This window comes from Agathobaculum sp. (assembly GCF_050946325.1).
Taxonomy (GTDB): domain Bacteria; phylum Bacillota; class Clostridia; order Oscillospirales; family Butyricicoccaceae; genus Agathobaculum.
The window spans coordinates 1-20,128 of sequence record NZ_JBMNUP010000018.1; the positions used below are offsets into that span (position 1 = coordinate 1).

Consider the following 20,128-nt stretch of genomic DNA (forward strand, 5'->3'; position numbering starts at 1 on the left):
GGCTGAGCTCAGCGATAATCTCACCCACCGAATGAATCAAATGATCCGTATTGCTCGACTGGCGTTTTTCTCCGTTTACCGTTGACGTGATTGCCAGTGCGGGCGGGAAAGCAATCTCGTCCGCCGTCACAATGCACGGCCCCATCGGCGTAAAGCCGTCCAGCGATTTGCCAAAATACCATTGGTTGTGCGCCGTCTGCAAATTGCGCGCCGAAACGTCGTTGATGACAGTATAGCCGAACACAAACTGCTCTGCCTCATCCTCCCGCACATTTTTGCAGTCCTTCCCGATGATCACACCCAATTCCGCCTCATAATCCAGGCTGTCCACCAGGTCCTCATAGGCAGGAATCGCGTCTCCGCAGCCGCTCGCTTCCCAGGTGCGCTTGCTGAAATAAACCGCTTTTTTACGGTTTACCAGAAACGCATCCTCATGAAAGCGCGCAGACTCAACCGCATGGTCGGCATAATTGATGCCCAGGCAGAGCACATCCTGCTGCGGATGCGGAATGGGCGCACGCAGGCGCACACCGGTCAGCGGCAGCGCCGCCGCCTCGTCGGCCGTTTCTGCCGCAGCCGCCAGACCGGCAAGCTGGGCAGGCGAAATATTGCGAATCAGGTCGTTCATATCCGCAAAGGACAGACCCAGCGCTTCCATCGGCCAAAGCAGCCCCTGCCGGCTGGCAATCTCCACGCCGAGGCGGTCTTGTCCCGCATCTTTCTGATAGGTATACAGCTTCATACAATCTCTTCTTTCCTGTTTGGCTTTCTGTTTTTATGATAACACAGTGCGCAAAAAATAGAAAGCGCCTGACGCATTTTTTCTCACCCAAAAGATGACAGCGCGGCCCCTTCGGTGTATAATCAAAGCAGGCATTATCCGGAAGGAGGAACACGGTATGACCGGAACATGCGACGACTGCGCGTATAATGTATATGATGACGAACTGAACGAATACGTCTGCGAGGCCTATCTGGACGAAGACGAATTTTATCGGGTGACGCAGGCGGGCAAAACCTGCCCCTACTACCGCTCCGGCGATGATTATGAGCTGGTGCGCCACCAAAATTAAAAGGAGGCCTGTGTGATGACTGAGATGGAAAAGGCTGCCGCCGGTCTGCTGTACGACGCCAACTATGACCCGCAGATTCTTTTGGACCGTGCGCGGGCGCAGGACCTGTGCCTGGACTATAATGAAACGCGCACAGCGCAGGCGGCAAAGCGTCTGCAAATTCTGCAAACACTGCTGGCCGCCTGTGACGAACACATCATCATCGAACCGCCTTTTTTCGTTGACTACGGCTACAACATGCGCGTGGGCGCGCACTTTTATGCCAATCACAATCTGATTGTTCTGGACGGTGCGCCCGTCACCTTTGGCGACCATGTGTTCATCAGCCCCAACTGCGGGTTTTACACGGCGGGCCACCCGCTTGACGCGGCGCGCCGTGACGCAGGACTGGAATATGCAAAGCCCATCACCATTGGCAGCCATGTATGGATCGGCGCGCATGTGTGCGTATTGCCGGGCGTCAGCATCGGAGATCACACGGTGATCGGCGCCGGCAGCGTTGTCAATCGGGATATTCCGGACGGCGTCCTCGCCGCCGGCAACCCCTGCCGCGTTATACGTTCCCTTTGAAACACAGGCGACAACTCTTTTTACAAAACAAACGCCGCATGAAGAGCAGCCCTCTCCACGCGGCGTTTTATTTTCTTTTACTGCACAGCTTCTACCGTTTCCGTACCATTTTCACGATAGGTATAAACGGTGAATCCATTATAGGCCCAAACGCCGTCTTCGCCCTCACCCATGCAGCTGGGGGAGTAGCTTTTAGAGACCGGCGCGCCAATCGCGCCTTCCAGCGCAGAGGCGGACGAACCGATATAAGCCGATGCCTGCGCGGCCGTCGGGCCTTCCGGCTGCGGTTTTACTTCCGGCTCCGGTTCGGGCTTGGGGTCCGGCATGGGCGCAGGCTTGGACGCTTCCGGCTGAGGCTGACTGGGCTTGGATGCGTTTGCGTCCGGCTTGGTCTGCGGGATATCTACTGGCTTGTCCGGCGTCTGCGGCTTGTCCTCCGGCTTGGCGGCGTCGTCCGCCGGCTTATTCTCATTCTTGTCTTCGGACTGCGCCGCATCATCCTTATTTTCTTCGGCGTCCGTGCTGTTATCGCTATCCGATACAGGGGGATTTTCCGGCTGATCGGCGCCGTCGTCCTTCTTTTCTCCGCCGCAGGCGGCCAGGCTGCCGCACAACGCCAACGCAAGCAGCAACGCAGTTATCTTTTTCATATTCATATTTTTCTTCCTCCATTGGTTTGTCTGGTTAGACGGCGCACGTCATGATTTGTTCCCCATCTCAGGCGGATATTTGAGCAAATTCGGCAAATTTCTCTCAACGATTTCGATGATGACGGTATCCCCCTGCTGCACATCGGCCAGCGGATACGGCATCGCGCGCGTTACGGTTGCCTCCGCAAAATCATCTGCCAGGAACGGATAGAGCGCATTGCCGAACGAATCGCGGCAGAAGAGCAGACGGCCGTTCTGCGCCGTACCACAGGTGGTTTCAATCAGGATATCTTCCTCGCTGCGCGGCTCGCGCACATGTGCAAAATCATGTTCATACGTCTGCTGCGCCTCCAGCTCTGTTCCGGCCGGATACAGCATGCCGTACAAATCCCCGCGATGGCTCGGCTGTTCGTCATACGCCGCATTTTCAAACGCTGTATGCGGCAGACGGAGCGTCTGCATCAGAAAGTCATGCGCCAGCGCCGCGCCGCGGTTTGACCAGTGGGAATCGGTTTTCAGGTAAAGCGTCTCCTCCTGCTCAGACAGAAATGTAAACAGATCCGCATAATGCACCCCATATTCCTCCAGATACCGCGAAACCAGCGCGTAATTATCAGGGCCGTCTGTCTGGAGATAACGCGCAGGCATTTTTTCCGGATAGAGGGAATTTTTATTGGGCGCAATGGTGAACAAAAAGCGCGCGCCCCTGCTCTCACAGAAATCCTGCATATCCTTTACGGTTTGCGCCACCTGCTGCGCCTCCTGCTCGGTCAGCGTGGCATGGTTCTGGTAATCGCTTAGCGTTTTGGCATAATACAGCCAGCCGTCTGTTCCATAAATCACATCCTCCGCTGGGGAAGTCGCCAGCAGGCCGGTATGCAGCGCAGCGTTTGCGGTAACAAGCTGCTGCCGCAGCGCAAAATGATCTGCGATGTAATCGGTCGTCTCATCCAGTACCGCGGCATTCCAGCTTCCGTCCTCTTTGCGCAAAACCGGTACGGGCGCCAGACGTTCATTCGCCGCCGGTTCAGTGGGCGGCAAAAACAGCATGCCGACCGAGGGAATCAGGCACAGCAGCAGAAAGGCTGCTGTGAAAACTTTATATTTCATCAGGACACCTCAAAAACGGAAATAAATGAACGGGTTAAACGTGCCCGCCGAAAGGTTCAGCATGCACAGCGCCAGCAGCACATACGAACCGGCCAGCGTCCAGCCATCGTTTTTCGGCGTAATGCGTTTGACCACAGGCGCGCTCAGAACCAGCGCCGCTGCCAGCGTCACCAGAAACGCCGGCGTCATCAGCGCGCATACCGCCGCCGTGCCGCTCCATTGCAGGCCGAAGCCGGTAAACATTGCCGCCAGCACAGCGCCCGCCTGCCCCAGCGTTTCCGCCCGAAACAGGACAAAGCCTACAATCACCACCAGCAGCGTGTAAATATGTCCCGCCGGTTTGCCCTTGAGCTTTTTCACCGGCAGTGCGCCGCAGTCTTCCAGAACGGAAAACAGGCCGTGCCACAGACCCCACAGCACAAAATTCCAGCTTGCGCCATGCCACAGGCCGGTAGCAAAAAAGACGATAAACCGGTTCAGCCAGGTGCGCACCGCGCCTTTTTGGTTGCCGCCCAGCGGAATATACAGATAATCGCGGAACCAGGTGGACAGCGAAATATGCCAGCGCCGCCAAAACTCCTTGATGGTTGTTGCCGTATAGGGATAGTTGAAATTCTCCTTAAAATGAAAGCCGAACATACGGCCCATGCCGATCGCCATATCGCTGTAGCCGGAAAAGTCAAAATAAATTTGCAGCGTATAGCAGATGGCGCCCAGCCACGCCGCCAGCATGCCGATGTCTCCCGCCGGCAGGGCGAAAACCGCATCGGCCATGCGCCCCATTGCGTTGGAAATCAGCAGTTTTTTGGACAGGCCGCAAATAAACCGGCGAATACCGAGCGCCGTCTCCTCCGCGCTGGTATGACGCTCGTCAATCTCTCTGTCAATATCGTGGTATTTGACAATCGGACCGGCGATCAGCTGCGGGAAGAACGAAATGTACAGCAGCACCTTGACAAAGGAGCGCGAAACCACAGTGCGGTCGCGATAAACGTCAATCACATAGGAAAGCCCCTGAAACGTGAAAAACGAAATACCGATGGGCAGCGCAATGCCCGTCAGCGGCAGTGCCAGCCCAAATGCGCTGTTGAGCGAACCGATCAGAAAATCCGCATACTTAAATACGCCCAGCAGACCAAGCCCACCGGCGGCCGCCAGCGCTACGCCCAGTTTGGGCCGCCGGCCGGCAGCCAGCAGTCCGCAGAAATAATTGAGCACCACCGACAAAAGCAGCAGCGGCAGATACACCGGCTGACCAAAAGTGTAAAACACCAGGCTTGCGATCAGCAGCAGCAGGTTTTTTACGCGCAGACCGCGCGCCAGGCGGTCAAGCAGGAAAACAACCGGAAGAAATACAAACAAAAAGATGGCAGAACTGAAAACCATATGCAATAATTCCTTTTTCTTTCATTATGCCTGCTCCGCGTCCGCCTTATTCCCCTTCGCATAGTTGGCAACCGCAATACCGCCGCTGACCAATGCAAGAGAGACCAGGTTGCGCAGGGTGAACACATCCTCCCCCAGCACAATCGCTGCAAACAGCGCACCGAACACCGGAATCAGAAAACTGAATACCGTCACCTTGCTGACTGGGAATTTGCCGAGCAGCGCCGTCCAAATGGTAAATGCTGCGGCCGACAGCACCACCATATATCCGAGCAGCAACAAACCGGGCAGCGTAACGGTCCCCAGTCTGCCGCCTCCAGCCGTGCCGACGCCCAGCAGGAAGGTGCCGCCAAGCAGAAGCTGCCAGCCGGTCAGCAGCATCGGGTCCCGTCCCGGCGTAAAAATACGCGACACCAGCGCGCCTGCGCCCGACGAGACCGCCGACAGCAGTACCAGCCCGTCTCCCAGCAGGTTAAATCCATTCAGGCCGCCAAGTCCCAGCACCAGTACGCCCAGAAAACCGCAGACGCAGCCCGCCGCTTTCTGCCGGCTCAGCTTATCGTTTTTCAAAAACAAATGCGCCAAAATCATGGAAAACAGGCTTTGTGTTCCGGACAGCACCGCGCCCTTAGTCCCTGTTGTGGACGAAAGGCCCACATAGTAAAAGATGTACTGAATGATACTCTGAAACAGACAAATCCAGAAAATCGGCACCCATTCATCCCGCTTCGGCAGAATGCGGCGTCCCATCACCCGTGCAGTGAGCAGCACCACGATTCCGGCAAAGGCAAACCGCCAGCCGGCAAAGGCAATTTGTGAAAAAGTCTGTCCCGCCGCAATGCCAAACATCTCATACCCTTTTTTGATGCAGGGTGCAGCGCTGCCCCAAAGTGCGGCGCACAGCACCGCAGGCATAATTAACTGACGGACCGGCATTCGTTTTTGTTCCCTCATTTGCTCACCTCATTTTTCTCTTTGGTCAGTATACCATTTTTCTCCTTTATACGCAAGCAAGAGAGCTTTATGGGACAGGTCCTTTGCTATACTGCTGTCATCAAAGGAGGTTGAACGCGATGATTTACGCCTGCCAGACCAAATGCTGCCATTTTCTGTTCTGTGGCAGCGAACATCAAACCGCCTGCCCCGACTGCGGCCACAAGCGCATCCGCCCCGCAACACAAAAGGAACGCGCCGTATTTTTCCGGCTGCGCACCGAATTTCTGCCTGAAGAACGAAAATCAGGCTAACAGCAAAGGGCCTTCCGCAAGCGGAAGGCCCATTTTCATCTGCAATTTTCACATTATCTGCGATATTCCTGCGCCAGCTTTTCAAACAGCGGCAGCGCGCGCCGAATGGTGTCTTCCCGCACACAGTACGAAATACGCATGTGGCCCGGCGCGCCGAAATCCGAACCGGGCACGACCAGCAGGTCATATTTTTTCGCCCGCTCGCAAAACGCCCTGTCATCCGGCTCCAGCGTCTGCGGGAACAGATAAAACGCCCCCGCCGGCTTGATGCAGCGGTATCCCATTGCCGTCAGACCCTGATATAACAGGTCGCGGTTAGTCTGATAGGCGGAAATATCGCCCGTCATACCGGCGCAGCGCGCCGCCACCCGCTGAAACAGGCTGGGTGCGCACACATAGCCCAACGCGCGGCCCGCACCGCACACCGCGGCATACAAATCGCTGCTGTCCGCCGCCTGCGGCGGCACCAGCACATAGCCGATACGCTCTCCCGGCAGCGAAAGCGACTTGGAGTACGAATAGCAGACCAGGGTATCCGCGTAATAATGGGGAATGAACGGAACCTGCGTCCCGTCATATACAATCTCGCGGTACGGTTCGTCCGAGATCAGGTAGAGCGGATGCCCATAGGCGCGCTCTTTTTCCGCAAGCACTTCTGCCAGCCGGCGGATGGTCTGCTCCGCATATACCGCGCCCGACGGATTGTTGGGCGAATTGATGACGACCGCCTTAGTTTTTTCGTTCAGGCACTGTTCAAGCGCGTCAAAATTGATCTGAAAATCCACGACCGACGGCGGCACGACCACGCATTTGGCACCCGCGCCGCTTTCAATAAACATCCGGTATTCGGGAAAATACGGCGCGAATACAACCACCTCGTCTCCCGGGCAGAGCACCGCCCGAAACGCGCAGGACAGCGCCGCCGCCGCACCGGCCGTCAGATACAGGCTGTCACCGGTGTAATCCGTGCCAAAACGACAATTGAGGTCTGCTGCCAGCGCCGCGCGCACCTCTGCCGCGCCCTGCGCCGATGTATAGCCGTGCAGCGCGACCGGATCGCCTGCCGCCTCTTCCACAATCGCCTGCCGCACCGCGTCCGGCGCGGGAATACTCGGGTTGCCAATGGAGAAATCGAATACATTTTCGCGGCCCACCACCGCCGCACGCTGGTTTCCATATTCAAAAAGCTCGCGGATGGTTGAGCGCTTGCTGCCAAGCTCCTGCATCTGCTGGTTGATCATTTTGCGGAACGCCCCTTTCTTTATTGTGGTTTATTATAGCACAGTGCAAAAGTGTTGACAAGTGCTCCCGACCGGTCACTCTACGGTCCGTCGATTGCGTCCGCTCCGGTTATCCGGTATAATAAGCCTGCGAGGTGAACAAAACATGGATCACAAAAAGACCGGCGCCCTGATCCGCAAATTGCGGACCGCAAAGGGACTGACCCAGCGCGCGCTGGCAGAGCGCCTGCACGTCAGCGACAAGGCGGTCTCCAAATGGGAGCGCGGCGCGGGCTGTCCGGATATATCGCTGCTGTCCGCGCTGGCCGAAGTGCTGGGGGCTTCGCTCGAAAGCCTGCTGGACGGTCAGGCAGACGCCGCTGAACAACAGGGAGGAAATATGAAAAAAACATTGTTTTACGTCTGTCCGGACTGCGGCAACCTGCTCACAGCCTCGGCAGAAACCACCATCAGCTGCTGTGGCAAACGGCTGGCCGCCTGTGCGCCCCGTAAGGCGGCGCCCGATGACCGGCTGACAGTCGAGCCGATGGAAAACGATTACTGCATTTCGTCCGCGCATGAAATGACCAAGGAACATTACATCTCTTTTGTCGCACTGCTGACCGGCGATACACTGCTGCTGCGCCGCTTGTATCCCGAGTGGGATATGCAAACGCGCCTGCCTGCCTTTGCGCGCCACGGCACGCTGCTTTGGTACTGCACACAGCACGGATTACAGTATCAGTTGTTTTAGCATTCCCCTCCGCCATTGTCCGTTCAAAAAAACAGGTATTGCCGGCTTGCAATACCTGTTTTTTATACTGCGCACCTTTCGCGGCTATGTATCACTGTGCCGCATTGCGCAGGCCAAACCGCTTCTGCCGCGCCGGACTGCCCGCGCTTACATCAGCGGAGCAAACATCAGAAAGAAACTCTCCAGAAACCGTTCTTTCCAGTCCCTGGAATCAAACTGCTCCAGCGTATACAAATCGCAGTTTGCGATATCCGCATCATAAATCTGCGAATATTCTGTGACAATGGCGTTGGCATAGAACACGCCGCAGATCTCATCATCTACCTTCAGGCTGCGAATGTCCATATTCACAGAGCCGATACAGCACAGCTCATCGTCCACTACCATGGTTTTGGCATGCACATATCCATGATATTTATAAATCTTTGCGCCATAATCCAGCAGTTTCCCGCAGTAATAAGTTGTAACAGGGTCCAGGAAAAAGCTGGCCTTGATACCTGGAATCATCAGCTCGATTTCTACCCCGGCGGCAGCCGCTGCCTGAAGCGCATCCAGAATCGAGGTGTCCGGAATAAAATACGGTGTCTGAATCCGGATACTCCTCTTGGCACTGCGGATCATGCTCAGATAGCACATTTTTACCGACTCTTTATTGGTATCTACGCCGCCCACAATAAATTGGCATAAATTAGTATTCAAAGGCGCAGAACATTGATTCGGAAGTGTTTGCACATACGCCGCAGCCTGCTCCCACTCGCTTCTGTGGACAGAGCACAGCCAGTCGGTCAGGAAGTACTGGTCCAGAACCGCTGCGCAGGGGCCAACCATCCGCACCTGCGTATCGCGCCACGGGGTTTTCACCTGGTCCATATTGATATATTTTTTCCCAATATTCATACCGCCAATATAGGCAATCTCATGGTCAATTGCCACAATCTTGCGATGGCTGCGGTAATGCGTCAAAAACGGTTTAACGCGGATCACCTTCCCGCCAGCCTGCCTGAGCGCACGGAACATCTTGGGCGGAGAGGCAAGGTTGGCAATAAAATCGCACATCACCAGCACGGTTACGCCCTCTTCTGCTTTTTTTGTCAGCGCCTCCGCCAGCGCGTTTCCTGCCAAATCCGGATGAATTGTGTAAAATTCAACATACACGCATTGCCGCGCCGCCGCAATATCCTGAAACAGCTGCCGATAGTGGTCCGCTCCGTTGGTATAAAGCCGGATATCCTCATAGCAGGTCAGTCGGCTTTTATTATATATCGTATTGAACCGAATGACCTGCCGGTCCTCCTCAGACAGCGCCGCGGCGTTCCAATCCGCTTCGACGGACGGCGCCGATGCAGAATGCATGCGGCTCAGGCGTTTTTTCCGCACATATGCCGTAATTTTAATGGCCATCGTGCTGCCGAAAATCAGATAAAGCACCATGCCCGCATAAGGAAGGCAAATCAAAACCACCACCCAGAGCAGCGCCTCTGTCGGGCTTTTTCGCTCCAGAAAAACCACGCACAGAATCGTCAGAAGATAGAGCAGCAACAGAAACAGTTTCATAACGCTTCACAGCCTCCTTATTCCGGTCATGCAGCCGTTTTTCTGCATCTCACTGCTGATCGCTCTGCGTGGATTCCAGTTCTTTTTTCATGCGCCGGAATACGGGCACATACATGCAGAGGGTAATCACCATCACGGTCATCATAATGCAAATCAGAAGATTCGCCGTCCGCACGCTCATCTGATATCAGAAAAACAGGCAGCAGAGTCCGGCAAACAGGATTGCTGTGCAGACCTTTCCAAACCACATGGCGCCATCCAGCATTTTATCCTGCTTCAAAAAATGCAGTCCCATCACCGCCATGTAACCTTCTTTGAGGAGCATCAACGCAATCAGCGCCCACATCAGCGGGTACCGCGTGGCAAGGCAGACGGCCAGCGCGCCATGCGTCAGTTTATCCGCCACGGGGTCCAGGATTTTGCCCAGTTCGGTAACCTGATTAAACTTTCTTGCAATCATCCCGTCAAACAGGTCTGTAAAGCTTGAAAACAGCACAACTCCCGCCGCCAGCAGATAATCTTTCGGCTCCTGCGCAGTCACATACAGCCAGCAAAAAACCGGAATCAGCAGAATACGGATATAGCCGATGATGTTTGGAATGGTAAAAATATCTTTTTTATTGAATCGTTTCATATCCTGTGTCCTCTTTCTATTTCCGTATTGTCGGTTAGTCCTCATCCGCCTGCCGGGTCCTTTGCTGCGCTTCTCTGCGCTTTTCTTTTGCAAGCCAGTAGGCATTTTGCAGCGCTTTCATCACACCGTCTTTTGCCTGCTCATTCAGCTCCTCGCCGGAAAAAAGTGCCGCAGCTTTGGCAACCAGTTTTTCTGCCTCCTTAATCCCTCTGCTGCTACATCCCTGCTGTGCCTTCAGCGCAACGATCTCCTCTTCAGAAAGCAGAAAATTCACTTCGCATCCCAGCGCATCTGCCAGCTTGGTATAAACTTCGCGCTGTTTGGGATAGCGCCCGTTTACTTCATAATTGCGAATTGTCCGCAGCGACAGGCCGCACAGTTTTCCCAGTTCTGTCTGCGAAAGCTTTTTTTCTTTTCGCAGCAGCCTTACTTTTTCTCCAAACTTCATTTTTTCGCTCCTTCGGGCAGTTTATCTTGCTGCTTTTTGAACTTTTATTTATAACAGGAAAATCAATTGCTTCTGTCGAAAAGGAAATTATCTTGCCTATATTTTAGGCAATTTTATATCGTTTGTCAATTGGTTTACAAAAATTTAAAACTTCCCGGGCTGTACATAAGCGCAGGGCCGTCTCCCATAAAAAAGCAGAACAGCGCAGCTGAATGCTGCGCTGTTCTGTTTGAATCAGTCTCTTATTTTACAGAGTCAGCTGCTCGTCCGGCAGGTCTTCATCTGTCAGCAGTGCGCCGATGGACGGAATGCTGCGGCAGCGGTACCGGCCATTATCCGACAGCGCCGCCTCTTCCATGCGGCAGGCGCGCGTTACCGTGTGCTTGCCGCGCAGTACCATGGTCTGCACGCCCTGCGTGGAGCGGCTGGCCTTGATATCCAGCATATTTGCCCTGAAGGTCAGTGCGCGGCCCGCCGTGGAGAACATGGTCAGCTCGGTTTGCTCATCCACCGGATGGAAAAACGCTACCGCCGGCGATTTTGCCGAATACGCGCCGGTCAGGCGGCGGCGGTTGGTTTTTGTCTCAAAGCTTTCCAGCGAAAAACGCGCCGCCTTGCCGTTTTGGAACACAACCACCATATTGCCCTTATAATCCCCCGGCAGCAGGGCATATACCGTGCTTTCCCCCTCATCCATATCCAGCTTGGAGGCCAGATAATCGCCCAGCACCGAAGCCTTGCAGTCATCAAAATCATACAGCCGCGCCTTATATGCCTGCTGCATATTGGTAAAGAAGATGATCTCGGTCTTGTTGGTAGCCTCCGCCTGCCAGATCACCTCGTCGCCGTCCTTGAGCTTATGCTCCTGCGACATACGCCAGGACTGCGGCGTAATCTTTTTGAAATAGCCCTCGCGCGTCAGGAACAGCAGCACGGGATAATCCTCAATATGATCCTCTTCATCAAACGCTGGCACGGCCTCCGCCGTAACCAAACGGGTCCTGCGCTCGGACGGGTACTTTTTGATAACCTGCTCCAGCTCTTTGATGATGATATTGCGGATCTTGGTTTTGGACTTTACCGTCTCCTCCAGCTTTGCGATTTCTTTTTCCAGCGCCTCAGTCTCCTGCGTGCGCTTGAGGATGTATTCCTTATTGATGTTGCGCAGCCGGATATCCGCGATAAATTCCGCCTGAATCTGGTCGATTCCAAAGCCGATCATCAGGTTGGGGATGACCTCGGCGTCCTCCTCGGTCTCACGGATGATGCGGATCGCTTTGTCGATATCGAGCAGGATCTTGCGCAGGCCGAGCAGCAGATGCAGCTTATCCTTCTTTTTATTCAAGTCAAAGAACACGCGGCGTCGAACACATTCCGTGCGCCATGCCGTCCACTCATCGAGCAGCTCCTGTACGCCGAGCACGCGCGGCATCCCGCCGATCAGCACGTTGAAATTGCAGGAAAAGCTGTCCATCAGCGGCGTCATCTTCATCAGCTTGGCCATCAGCAGCTCGGGGTCTGTGCCGCGCTTCAGGTCGATTGCAATTTTCAGGCCGGAAAGGTCAGTCTCATCACGCACGTCTGCGATCTTGCGGAGCTTGCCCGTCTTAGCCAGCTCCGCGATCTTGTCGATGATCGCTTCGATCGTGGTGGTATACGGGATCTCCGTGACCTCGATCAGATTTTCCTTTTTATTGTACGCCCATTTGGCGCGCACCTTGAACGAGCCGCGGCCGGTCTGATAGATGGCGCGCATTTCCGCCTCGTCGTAGATCAGCTCGCCGCCGGTCGAAAAGTCCGGTGCGGGCAGCGTGGAAAGGATATCGTGCGCCGGGTTTTTGATGCACTCGATCGCTGTGCGGCACACCTCGCCCAGATTAAAGCCGCAGAAGTTAGATGCCATACCGACTGCGATACCCGTATTGGCTGATACCAGAATATTCGGAAAGGTCGTCGGCAGCAGCACCGGCTCTTTCATCGTGCCGTCATAGTTATCCGTAAAATCGACCGCATCCGTATCAATATCGCGGAACAGCTCCGCGCAGAATGCATCCAGCTTGGCTTCGGTATAACGCGGCGCGGCATACGCCATATCGCGCGAATAGACCTTGCCGAAGTTGCCCTTGGAATCGACAAACGGGGTCAGCAGCGCCTCGTTGCCGCGGGTCAGGCGCACCATGGTTTCGTAAATGGCCGCATCGCCATGCGGATTGAGCTTCATCGTCGAACCGACGATATTGGCCGACTTGGTGCGGTTTCCGTTCAGCAGCCCCATCTTGTACATGGTGTACAGCAGCTTGCGGTGCGACGGCTTGAAGCCGTCGATCTCCGGAATCGCGCGCGACACAATCACGCTCATCGCATAGGGCATATAATTTTCACGCAGCGTATCCGTAATGCGCTGATCGACCGAGGGATGCTCCTTATATACTTTTATTTCGGGTTTTTTCGCCATGCTTACCCTCCGTTATTTTGTTTGATTTACCATGCGGCGCACCGCCCATCAGGCTGCCGTGCGGCAGGCAGGAAACCAGCACCGCAATCAGCAGGCCGCCTGCAAAGGTCATCAGCCAGCTCTGCCACAGGCGCAGATAGATGACCGGCTGCTGCCGCACCGTCCATTCGTTCCACAGCCGCATCACAAGCGGATGGGAAAGATACAATGCAAAAGACAATTCGCTCAGCCGCCGCACCGGCCGCGGCATCTGCCGCACCGTGCTGCACAGTTCCCACAGCAGCAGCCCCGAGGTAAATACGTACACCGTCAAATCCGGCCGCAGCGACAGGCTGCCCAGCGTTGGAAAGCGGCGCGCCGTACACAGCACGGCAGCGGCACTTAATATCCACAGCAGTACAGTACCCCCCCCCGCGTCTACTCGCGGGCAGGGCATCCCGGCGACGCAGCCATAAACCCACCGTGTAAAACAGCAGATACGGTACAAACAGGCTGCTGTACGGCACCGGCAGCGCCGGAAGTCGGAACAAGCCAAGCTGCGCACCGCACAGCAGCGCCTGCATCGAAAGCGTAACCAGCGCAGAGAGGACCAGCGTCTGACGCGGCGCGCATTCCACCGCGCGGTAAAGCGGTACATACAGCAGCTCAAACTGCACCAGCACCACAATAAAGTACAGGTGCATATATGCGCCGCCGCTCAAAAAATCCCACAGCGGAGCGGTATGCGGCCTGCCGAACAGCGTATCCACTGCCAAATAGAGCGCTGACCACAGCCAAAACGGCGGCAGAATCCGCTTCATCCGGCGCAGAAACCGCCGTGCCGGATGCGCCAGATTTTGTCCCGGCGCCCCATGGCCGAACGCGGAAAGCAGGATGAACAGCGGCACCGCAAACCGTGCCAGCTGATTGCAAGCCTGCGCCGCGCTGCCGGCTCCGCCCGCAGACACATGAATCATCACGACCGCAGCGGCTGCCGCCGCCCGCAGGCCGTCCATCTGCGGATAGCATTTTTTCTCCATACCCATCCAATCCTTATGAAATATCCGCCAGCTCCAGATACTGTGCGCCGTTTTCCGCAATATACTCCTTGCGGCCGGACAGATTATCCCCCAGCAGCAGATCGAACATATCGCTCGTTGCTTTGGCCTCATCCGGTGTGATGCGGATGAGACGGCGGGTTTCGGGGTTCATGGTGGTTTCCCACATCATATCGGCCTCATTCTCGCCAAGGCCCTTGGAGCGCTGGATAAGCAGCTTTTTGCCCGCAAGCTTTTGCAGAATCGCGGCTTTTTCGCTTTCATCAAAGGCAAAATAGCTTTTATCCTTATAGGTGATCTCATACAGCGGGGATTCCGCAATATACACATAACCCTGCTCGATCAGGGTAGGCACCAGCCGGTACAGCATGGTCAAAATCAGCGTGCGAATCTGGAAGCCGTCCACATCCGCATCCGTGCAGATGATGATGCGGCGCCAGCGCAGCGCTTCCAGATCAAAGGCGCTGAGATCCTTGGCCGCCTTGCCGCGCACCTCGACCCCGCAGCCGAGCACCTTGAGCAGATCGGTGATGATATCGTTTTTGAATATCTTGTCGTAATCCGCTTTCAGGCAGTTTAGGATTTTTCCGCGCACCGGCATGATGGCCTGAAACTCACTGTCCCGCCCCTGCTTGACCGAACCGAGCGCGGAGTCGCCCTCCACGATATACAGCTCGCGGCGCGTTACGTCCTTGGTGCGGCAGTCCACAAATTTCTGCACACGGTTTGCCAGATCAATATTGCCGGAGAGCTTTTTCTTGATGTTGAGACGCGCCTTTTCCGCCTGTTCACGGCTGCGCTTGTTGATCAGAATCTGCTCGGCGATTTTATCCGCCTCCGCCTTATTCTCAATGAAATAAATCTCCAGCCCCTGCTTGAGGAAGTCGGTCATCGCCTCCTGAATGAACTTATTGGTGATGGCCTTTTTGGTCTGGTTCTCATAGGAGGTCTGGGTGGAAAAGCAGTTCGTTACCAGCACCAGGCTGTCCATCACATCCTGAAAGGTGACCTTGCTCTCCGACTTATTGTATTTGCCGTTCTGTTTGAGATAGCCGTCAATCGCAGAAACAAATGCCGAACGCACCGCTTTATCCGGTGCGCCGCCGTGCTCCAGCCAGGACGAGTTGTGATAATACTCGATCTGCGACACCGCAGCGGAAAAGCAGAACGCGCAGGACAGCTTGACCTTATACTCGTTTTTATCCGCACGGTCGCGTCCGCGGCGCTCGCCTTCCAAAAACTGCACTGAGGTCAGCGGATTTTCCCCCGCCAGCTCATTGACATAGTCCACAATGCCGTTCTGATACAGGAACTCGGTGGTTTCGTACCGGCTGCCGTTCTGGTCCTTCAGCACAAACTTGATGTGATTGTTGACCACCGCCTGCCGCTTGAGTGTATCCAGATAATAGTCCACCGGAATATTGATATCAGTAAATACTTCCAAGTCCGGCTTCCAGCGGATGGTGGTACCGGTTTTCTTAGTAGCGGCGGGCTGCTTGATAAACCCTTCCTTGGTGCCGGTTTTATTTTCGCCCTTTTCAAAATGCAGGCTGTACGAAAAACCGTCCCGCACAATGGTCACATCCATATATTCCGAAGAATACTGCGTGGCACAGGTGCCGAGACCATTCAGACCGAGCGAAAACTCATAGTTTTCGCCCGTATCGTTTTTATACTTGCCGCCCGCGTACAGCTCGCAGAACACCAGTTCCCAGTTATACCGCTGCTCGCTCTCATTCCACTCAACCGGAATACCGCGCCCGTGATCGGCCACGGAGATCGACCCGTCTGCATAACGGGTCACCACAATCTCGCTGCCGTAGCCCTCGCGCGCCTCATCAATCGAGTTGGATAATATTTCAAATACGGCATGTTCGCAGCCCTCCAGCCCGTCCGAGCCGAAAATAACGCCTGGGCGCTTGCGCACACGGTCCGCGCCCTTGAGCGAGGAAATGCTTTCGTTGCCGTAAGAAGTTTTTTTGCTCATCAAGCCTCTAACTCCCATTCCACCAAATCTCATAGAATATCTATTTTAGTATACACGATATCTTGTGATTTTTCAATATTTTCCTCAGCAAATATAGTATTGCGCTGTGTTTCCCCCGTTTAGCCGGTGAAAGGCATACAATTTCTGCATAAAACACGTCCTTTCGCGCAAGCTATTTCCATTTCCATGAAAGGACGAACAACCATGTCCGATTTTACCACGCGCGCCCGTGCGCTGCGGGCCACACTGCAAATCGAAAAAAGTTTCGACCTGATTGAACGGCCGGTTTTCTTCGGCGGGCGGCGCGCGCTGTTCACGCTGATCGATGGTTTTGTCAAAGACGAGCTGTTTGAAAAAATAACAGAATTTTTCTATGCGCTGCGGCAGGACGACCCCTGCTTTCAAACTGAACAGGATTTTCTCAGCCGCGCCGTTCCCTATTGCGAAGCCGCATTGGAGCCGAATATCAGCCGTGTCAGCACCGCTGTGCTGTCCGGCCAGACGGCGCTGCTGATCGAAGGATTCCACGCCTTTATTCTGCTGGATCTCCGCACTTATCCGCAGCGGGACACAGCCGAGCCAGAAAAGGATAAGGTTTTCCGCGGTTCTCATGACGGTTTTGTGGAAACAATGGTGCTCAACTGCGCGCTGATTCGGCGGCGCATCCGCTCGCCGCAGCTCCGTATGGAAGCATATGCGCTGGGCACGTCCAGCAAGACCGACGTGGTACTGTGCTACATGGAGGACAGGGTTGACCGCGAGGTGCTCGGCCGCCTGCATCAAAAGCTGAGGTGCCCTGCAAGCGTGGACGCGCTTACGATGAACCAGGAAAGCCTTGCCGAGCTTTTGCTGCCGCACAAGTGGTACAACCCCTTCCCCCGTTTCAAATACACAGAGCGGCCGGATGCCGCCGCCGCACAGGTGCTGGAGGGCGATGTGATTCTGCTGGTGGACAACTCCCCCGCCGCCATGACCCTGCCCACCTCGCTCTTCGATGTGATGGAAGAGGCGAACGACTACTATTTGCCGCCGCTGACCGGCACCTATCTGCGGCTGGTCCGTTTTCTGGTGCTGCTGGCCATGCTGATTCTCACACCGCTGTGGCTGCTTGTCAACCGCGACCCGCATCTGCTCCCCTCCGCTTTTTCTTTTCTCACGCCGGATAAGCCGCCGCTTGTACCGTTATTCTGGCAGCTTATCATTTTGGAAATCAGCATAGACGGGCTGAAACTGGCCACGTTAAACACCCCCTCCATGATGACCACCTCGCTGTCGGTCATCGCCGGCATCGTCGTGGGCGATTTTGCCGTGCAGTCCGGATGGTTTTCTGCCGAAACCATGCTGTATATGGCGTTTGTCGCGCTGGGCGCCTTTAACCAGCCTTCTTTTGAGCTGGGGTATGCGGTCAAATTCATGCGCATCGGTCTGCTCTGCCTGGTTGCGCTGTTCGGCGGATGGGGACTGGCCGCAGGCCTCGCCGGTGTGCTGCTGCTTTTGCTCCGCTGCAAAACCTTCTCCGGACACAGCTATCTGTACCCGCTGCTCCCGCTGAACTGGAAGCTGCTCCGCAAAAAACTGTTTCGTCCGCCGCTGCGGAAGCAGTAATATGTTTCGCCCTGTGTCCGCAGACACAGGGCGATTGTTTCTTTTTTCCAGCGTTGTTTCTTTGTTGTCCCCCGCTGCTTGCCTTTTTTCTGCCGCGCAGCTATAATAAATTTAGTCCATCCACATCTGGGATTTTGAGGAGGAGTTGCATCATGCAGATTGAGAATCATCCGAAGCAGGTGGAAGCACTTCGCGTATTCCGAACCGGCGACCGCCCTGGTTTTGTAAAATTGCAGGATGAATTTTTGGAAGAATTCCGCGCAGCCTGCGAAACAGAAGACCACTGCCCCTGTAAAAACCAGCTTTGCACCCTGCACGGAAATTGCAAGGAATGCGTTGCCGCGCACCGCGCGCATCAGGATCATCTGCCTGTATGCATGCACAGAATTGTAAACAAGCGTCTGGCCGCGCTGGCAGGGGTGACGGAAAACACCATCGGCGCTTACATAAAAGAACAAGAAAAACGCTGATTCGCCGGTTTTCTCCGGCAATCAAAAAGCGCGCCTTGCTTTCGCAAAGCGCGCTTTTATGATAATGGGCGGTACCGCCTCTTACTTTTGGACTGTCCGGGAGCCTGCGCGGTATTCCGTCCCGCAGGGCCGAACAGATTTTTATGAACTTCCCATGAAGATTCTCTATTCTGAAAAGGGGGTGTTCCCTTGCTGTGCTTATAGAATACCGCACCGATATGTCTAAAGTTTGGCGAATCTATGAAAGAAGTGTAAATACTTTTCCCCATTTTTCTTCTGCACCTATCCCATATCAGCAAAAAAGCACGGAATCTGCGATTCCGTGCTTTTTTCGTCTGCAACAGTCTTCTTCGATCAGAAATCGAAAAGGCGTTTTCATTACAGGCAGCTGCCTATCATGAAATTATCTAAACTTTTTCTTCTTGGCGCGCGCAGCCTCAGACTTCTTGCGGCGCTTGACGCTCGGGCTTTCATAATGCTCACGCTTGCGGAGCTCGGAAAGCGTACCCGCCTTTGCACACGAACGCTTAAAGCGGCGCAGTGCGCTGTCGATAGACTCATTTTCCTTAACGCGGACTTCCGACACAGTTTTCCCTCCCTCCGCGCGTTCCTCTGCTGAGGAACACTTTGCACGGTTATTTTGCCTTCTGCACATACAACCGTAAAAATATTATATCTCGTTTTAAAGTCTGTGTCAACACTTAATTATTTAACAACCAGGTTAACGATCTTGCCGGGCACCACAATCTGCTTAATCATCTGCTTGCCCTCTACGGCATTGCGCACCTTTTCCTCTGCCAGCGCCGTGTCAATCGCCGTCTGCTTATCGCAGTCTGCCGGCAGCTTGATGGTGCATTTGAGCTTGCCGTTTACCTGCACGGCAACCTCAACCGTATCTTCCACTGTCTTGGCCTCGTCAAATACCGGCCACGGTGCAACCGAAAGCAGTCCCTCGCCGCCCAGCTGCTGCCAGAGTTCCTCTGTGATGTGCGGGGCAAACGGACAGAGCAGCTTAAGGAACGTCATATACTCAGCGCGGTTCACGCCCTTGTCATAAAACTCGTTAAGCATGCTCATCAGTGCGGCGATAGCGGTATTGGCCTTCAGGTTATCCGCATCTTCGCCCACCTTCTTGATGGTGCGGTGCATCAGCACTTCATGCTGCGCAGAGTAGCTGTCGCCCTCCTGCACCTTTTCTGCCAGCGCCCACACGCGCTCCAGGAAGCGGCGGCAGCCCTTGATGGACTTCGGGCTCCACGGCGCGGCCTTTTCAAAGTCACCGATGAACATCTCATACAGACGCATCGTGTCCGCACCGTAGGTCTCAACGATCTCATCCGGATTGACAACATTGCCGCGGGACTTGGACATCTTCTCCCCGTTTTCACCGAGGATCATGCCGTGGCTTGTGCGCTTGGCATACGGCTCCTTGGTCGGCACAACGCCGATGTCATACAGGAACTTGTGCCAGAAGCGGCTGTACAGCAGGTGCAGCGTGGTATGCTCCATGCCGCCGTTGTACCAATCGACGGGCGACCAGTATTCGAGCGCTTCCTTGGAAGCCAGCGCCTTGTCGTTATGCGGGTCCATATAGCGCAGGAAATACCAGGACGAGCCGGCCCACTGCGGCATGGTATCGGTCTCCCGCTTGGCGGGACCGCCGCAGCAGGGGCAGGTGGTATTGACCCAGTCGGTCATCTTTGCCAGCGGGGATTCGCCGTTCTCGGTCGGCTCATAGCTCTCCACATCCGGCAGGGTCAGCGGAAGCTGATCTCCCGGCACCGGCACATAACCGCACTTTTCGCAATGCACAATCGGAATGGGCTCGCCCCAGTAACGCTGGCGGGAGAACACCCAGTCGCGCAGCTTGTACTGCACCTTGGCATGACCGATTCCCTTTTCCTCCAGCCAGGCTGTCATCGCCGGAA

General features: G+C 55.1%; 20 protein-coding genes and 1 pseudogene. 6 read left to right on the forward strand and 15 right to left on the reverse strand.

Annotation, left to right across the window (positions count from 1 at the left end; all coding sequences use genetic code 11):
• Positions 1 to 742: fumarylacetoacetate hydrolase family protein (locus ACOYIE_RS02910; protein ID WP_433410631.1), on the reverse strand; the 742-nt coding region annotated here is incomplete at its 3' end.
• 157 nt (positions 743 to 899) lie between these two features.
• Between ACOYIE_RS02910 and ACOYIE_RS02915 the strand changes: the two genes are divergently transcribed.
• Together ACOYIE_RS02915 and ACOYIE_RS02920 are read left to right on the forward strand one after the other, a co-directional pair.
• Positions 900 to 1,073 carry a DUF6472 family protein gene (locus ACOYIE_RS02915; RefSeq protein ID WP_433410632.1) on the forward strand — a complete coding sequence of 58 codons (174 nt, stop codon included), beginning with the start codon at positions 900 to 902 and terminating at the stop codon, positions 1,071 to 1,073.
• A gap of 15 nt (positions 1,074 to 1,088) precedes the next feature.
• On the forward strand, positions 1,089 to 1,643 hold the full coding sequence (locus ACOYIE_RS02920; RefSeq protein ID WP_433410634.1) for a sugar O-acetyltransferase: 555 nt from the start codon (positions 1,089 to 1,091) through the stop codon (positions 1,641 to 1,643).
• Between the two features lie 77 nt (positions 1,644 to 1,720).
• Here ACOYIE_RS02920 and ACOYIE_RS02925 read toward each other — a convergent pair whose 3' ends face one another.
• From ACOYIE_RS02925 to ACOYIE_RS02940, 4 genes are read right to left on the reverse strand one after another with little or no spacing between them, the layout of a single operon-like run.
• Positions 1,721 to 2,299: a hypothetical protein gene (locus ACOYIE_RS02925; RefSeq protein WP_433410636.1), complete on the reverse strand. Its 579-nt coding sequence runs from the start codon at positions 2,297 to 2,299 to the stop codon at positions 1,721 to 1,723.
• Positions 2,300 to 2,341: 42 nt separating this feature from the next.
• A complete protein-coding gene (locus ACOYIE_RS02930; protein ID WP_433410637.1) occupies positions 2,342 to 3,403 on the reverse strand; it encodes an alginate O-acetyltransferase AlgX-related protein in 1,062 nt (353 codons plus the stop codon).
• 9 nt (positions 3,404 to 3,412) lie between these two features.
• Complete coding sequence (locus ACOYIE_RS02935; RefSeq protein WP_433410639.1) at positions 3,413 to 4,789, reverse strand: MBOAT family O-acyltransferase; 1,377 nt, start codon at positions 4,787 to 4,789, stop codon at positions 3,413 to 3,415.
• Between the two features lie 24 nt (positions 4,790 to 4,813).
• Positions 4,814 to 5,743 carry a DMT family transporter gene (locus ACOYIE_RS02940; protein ID WP_433410641.1) on the reverse strand — a complete coding sequence of 310 codons (930 nt, stop codon included), beginning with the start codon at positions 5,741 to 5,743 and terminating at the stop codon, positions 4,814 to 4,816.
• A 119-nt stretch (positions 5,744 to 5,862) separates the two neighbouring features.
• Between ACOYIE_RS02940 and ACOYIE_RS02945 the strand changes: the two genes are divergently transcribed.
• Positions 5,863 to 6,036: a hypothetical protein gene (locus ACOYIE_RS02945; protein ID WP_433410642.1), complete on the forward strand. Its 174-nt coding sequence runs from the start codon at positions 5,863 to 5,865 to the stop codon at positions 6,034 to 6,036.
• A 53-nt stretch (positions 6,037 to 6,089) separates the two neighbouring features.
• On the opposite strand, the gene ACOYIE_RS02950 is transcribed toward ACOYIE_RS02945, so the two are convergent.
• Positions 6,090 to 7,277, reverse strand: coding sequence for a pyridoxal phosphate-dependent aminotransferase (locus ACOYIE_RS02950; RefSeq protein ID WP_433410644.1), 1,188 nt, complete (start codon positions 7,275 to 7,277; stop codon positions 6,090 to 6,092).
• A 145-nt stretch (positions 7,278 to 7,422) separates the two neighbouring features.
• On the opposite strand from ACOYIE_RS02950, the gene ACOYIE_RS02955 reads away from it, so the two are divergent.
• A complete protein-coding gene (locus ACOYIE_RS02955; RefSeq protein WP_433410645.1) occupies positions 7,423 to 8,010 on the forward strand; it encodes a helix-turn-helix domain-containing protein in 588 nt (195 codons plus the stop codon).
• 147 nt (positions 8,011 to 8,157) lie between these two features.
• On the opposite strand, the gene cls is transcribed toward ACOYIE_RS02955, so the two are convergent.
• The 7 genes and pseudogenes from cls to ACOYIE_RS02990 form a co-directional block, all read right to left on the reverse strand.
• A complete protein-coding gene (gene cls, locus ACOYIE_RS02960; RefSeq protein ID WP_433410647.1) occupies positions 8,158 to 9,564 on the reverse strand; it encodes a cardiolipin synthase in 1,407 nt (468 codons plus the stop codon).
• A gap of 187 nt (positions 9,565 to 9,751) precedes the next feature.
• A complete protein-coding gene (locus ACOYIE_RS02965; RefSeq protein WP_433410648.1) occupies positions 9,752 to 10,198 on the reverse strand; it encodes a CDP-alcohol phosphatidyltransferase family protein in 447 nt (148 codons plus the stop codon).
• 34 nt (positions 10,199 to 10,232) lie between these two features.
• On the reverse strand, positions 10,233 to 10,646 hold the full coding sequence (locus ACOYIE_RS02970; RefSeq protein WP_433410650.1) for a helix-turn-helix domain-containing protein: 414 nt from the start codon (positions 10,644 to 10,646) through the stop codon (positions 10,233 to 10,235).
• A 247-nt stretch (positions 10,647 to 10,893) separates the two neighbouring features.
• Positions 10,894 to 13,101: a DNA gyrase subunit A gene (locus tag ACOYIE_RS02975; protein ID WP_433410652.1), complete on the reverse strand. Its 2,208-nt coding sequence runs from the start codon at positions 13,099 to 13,101 to the stop codon at positions 10,894 to 10,896.
• On the reverse strand, positions 13,070 to 13,537 hold the full coding sequence (locus tag ACOYIE_RS02980; RefSeq protein WP_433410661.1) for an acyltransferase family protein: 468 nt from the start codon (positions 13,535 to 13,537) through the stop codon (positions 13,070 to 13,072). Before ACOYIE_RS02980 ends, ACOYIE_RS02975 begins: the two co-directional genes overlap by 32 nt.
• Positions 13,530 to 14,252: pseudogene (locus tag ACOYIE_RS02985) on the reverse strand (acyltransferase family protein); the annotation flags it as partial. The gene ACOYIE_RS02980 and the pseudogene ACOYIE_RS02985, both read right to left, overlap by 8 nt.
• Entirely contained in the window at positions 14,134 to 16,125 is a 1,992-nt protein-coding gene (locus ACOYIE_RS02990; RefSeq protein WP_433410654.1) for a DNA gyrase/topoisomerase IV subunit B, read from the reverse strand. The gene ACOYIE_RS02990 and the pseudogene ACOYIE_RS02985, both read right to left, overlap by 119 nt.
• Before the next feature lie 186 nt (positions 16,126 to 16,311).
• On the opposite strand from ACOYIE_RS02990, the gene ACOYIE_RS02995 reads away from it, so the two are divergent.
• Complete coding sequence (locus ACOYIE_RS02995) at positions 16,312 to 17,730, forward strand: spore germination protein (protein WP_433410655.1); 1,419 nt, start codon at positions 16,312 to 16,314, stop codon at positions 17,728 to 17,730.
• A 152-nt stretch (positions 17,731 to 17,882) separates the two neighbouring features.
• Positions 17,883 to 18,200 carry an LPS biosynthesis protein gene (locus ACOYIE_RS03000; RefSeq protein ID WP_433410656.1) on the forward strand — a complete coding sequence of 106 codons (318 nt, stop codon included), beginning with the start codon at positions 17,883 to 17,885 and terminating at the stop codon, positions 18,198 to 18,200.
• 403 nt (positions 18,201 to 18,603) lie between these two features.
• Here ACOYIE_RS03000 and rpsU read toward each other — a convergent pair whose 3' ends face one another.
• Together rpsU and ACOYIE_RS03010 are read right to left on the reverse strand one after the other, a co-directional pair.
• Positions 18,604 to 18,786 (reverse strand): 30S ribosomal protein S21, encoded by a 183-nt coding sequence (gene rpsU, locus ACOYIE_RS03005; RefSeq protein WP_433410658.1) that lies wholly within the window; start codon positions 18,784 to 18,786, stop codon positions 18,604 to 18,606.
• A 119-nt stretch (positions 18,787 to 18,905) separates the two neighbouring features.
• Positions 18,906 to 20,128, reverse strand: a 1,223-nt coding sequence (locus ACOYIE_RS03010) for a class I tRNA ligase family protein (RefSeq protein ID WP_433410660.1), incomplete at its 5' end; no start/stop codon positions are given.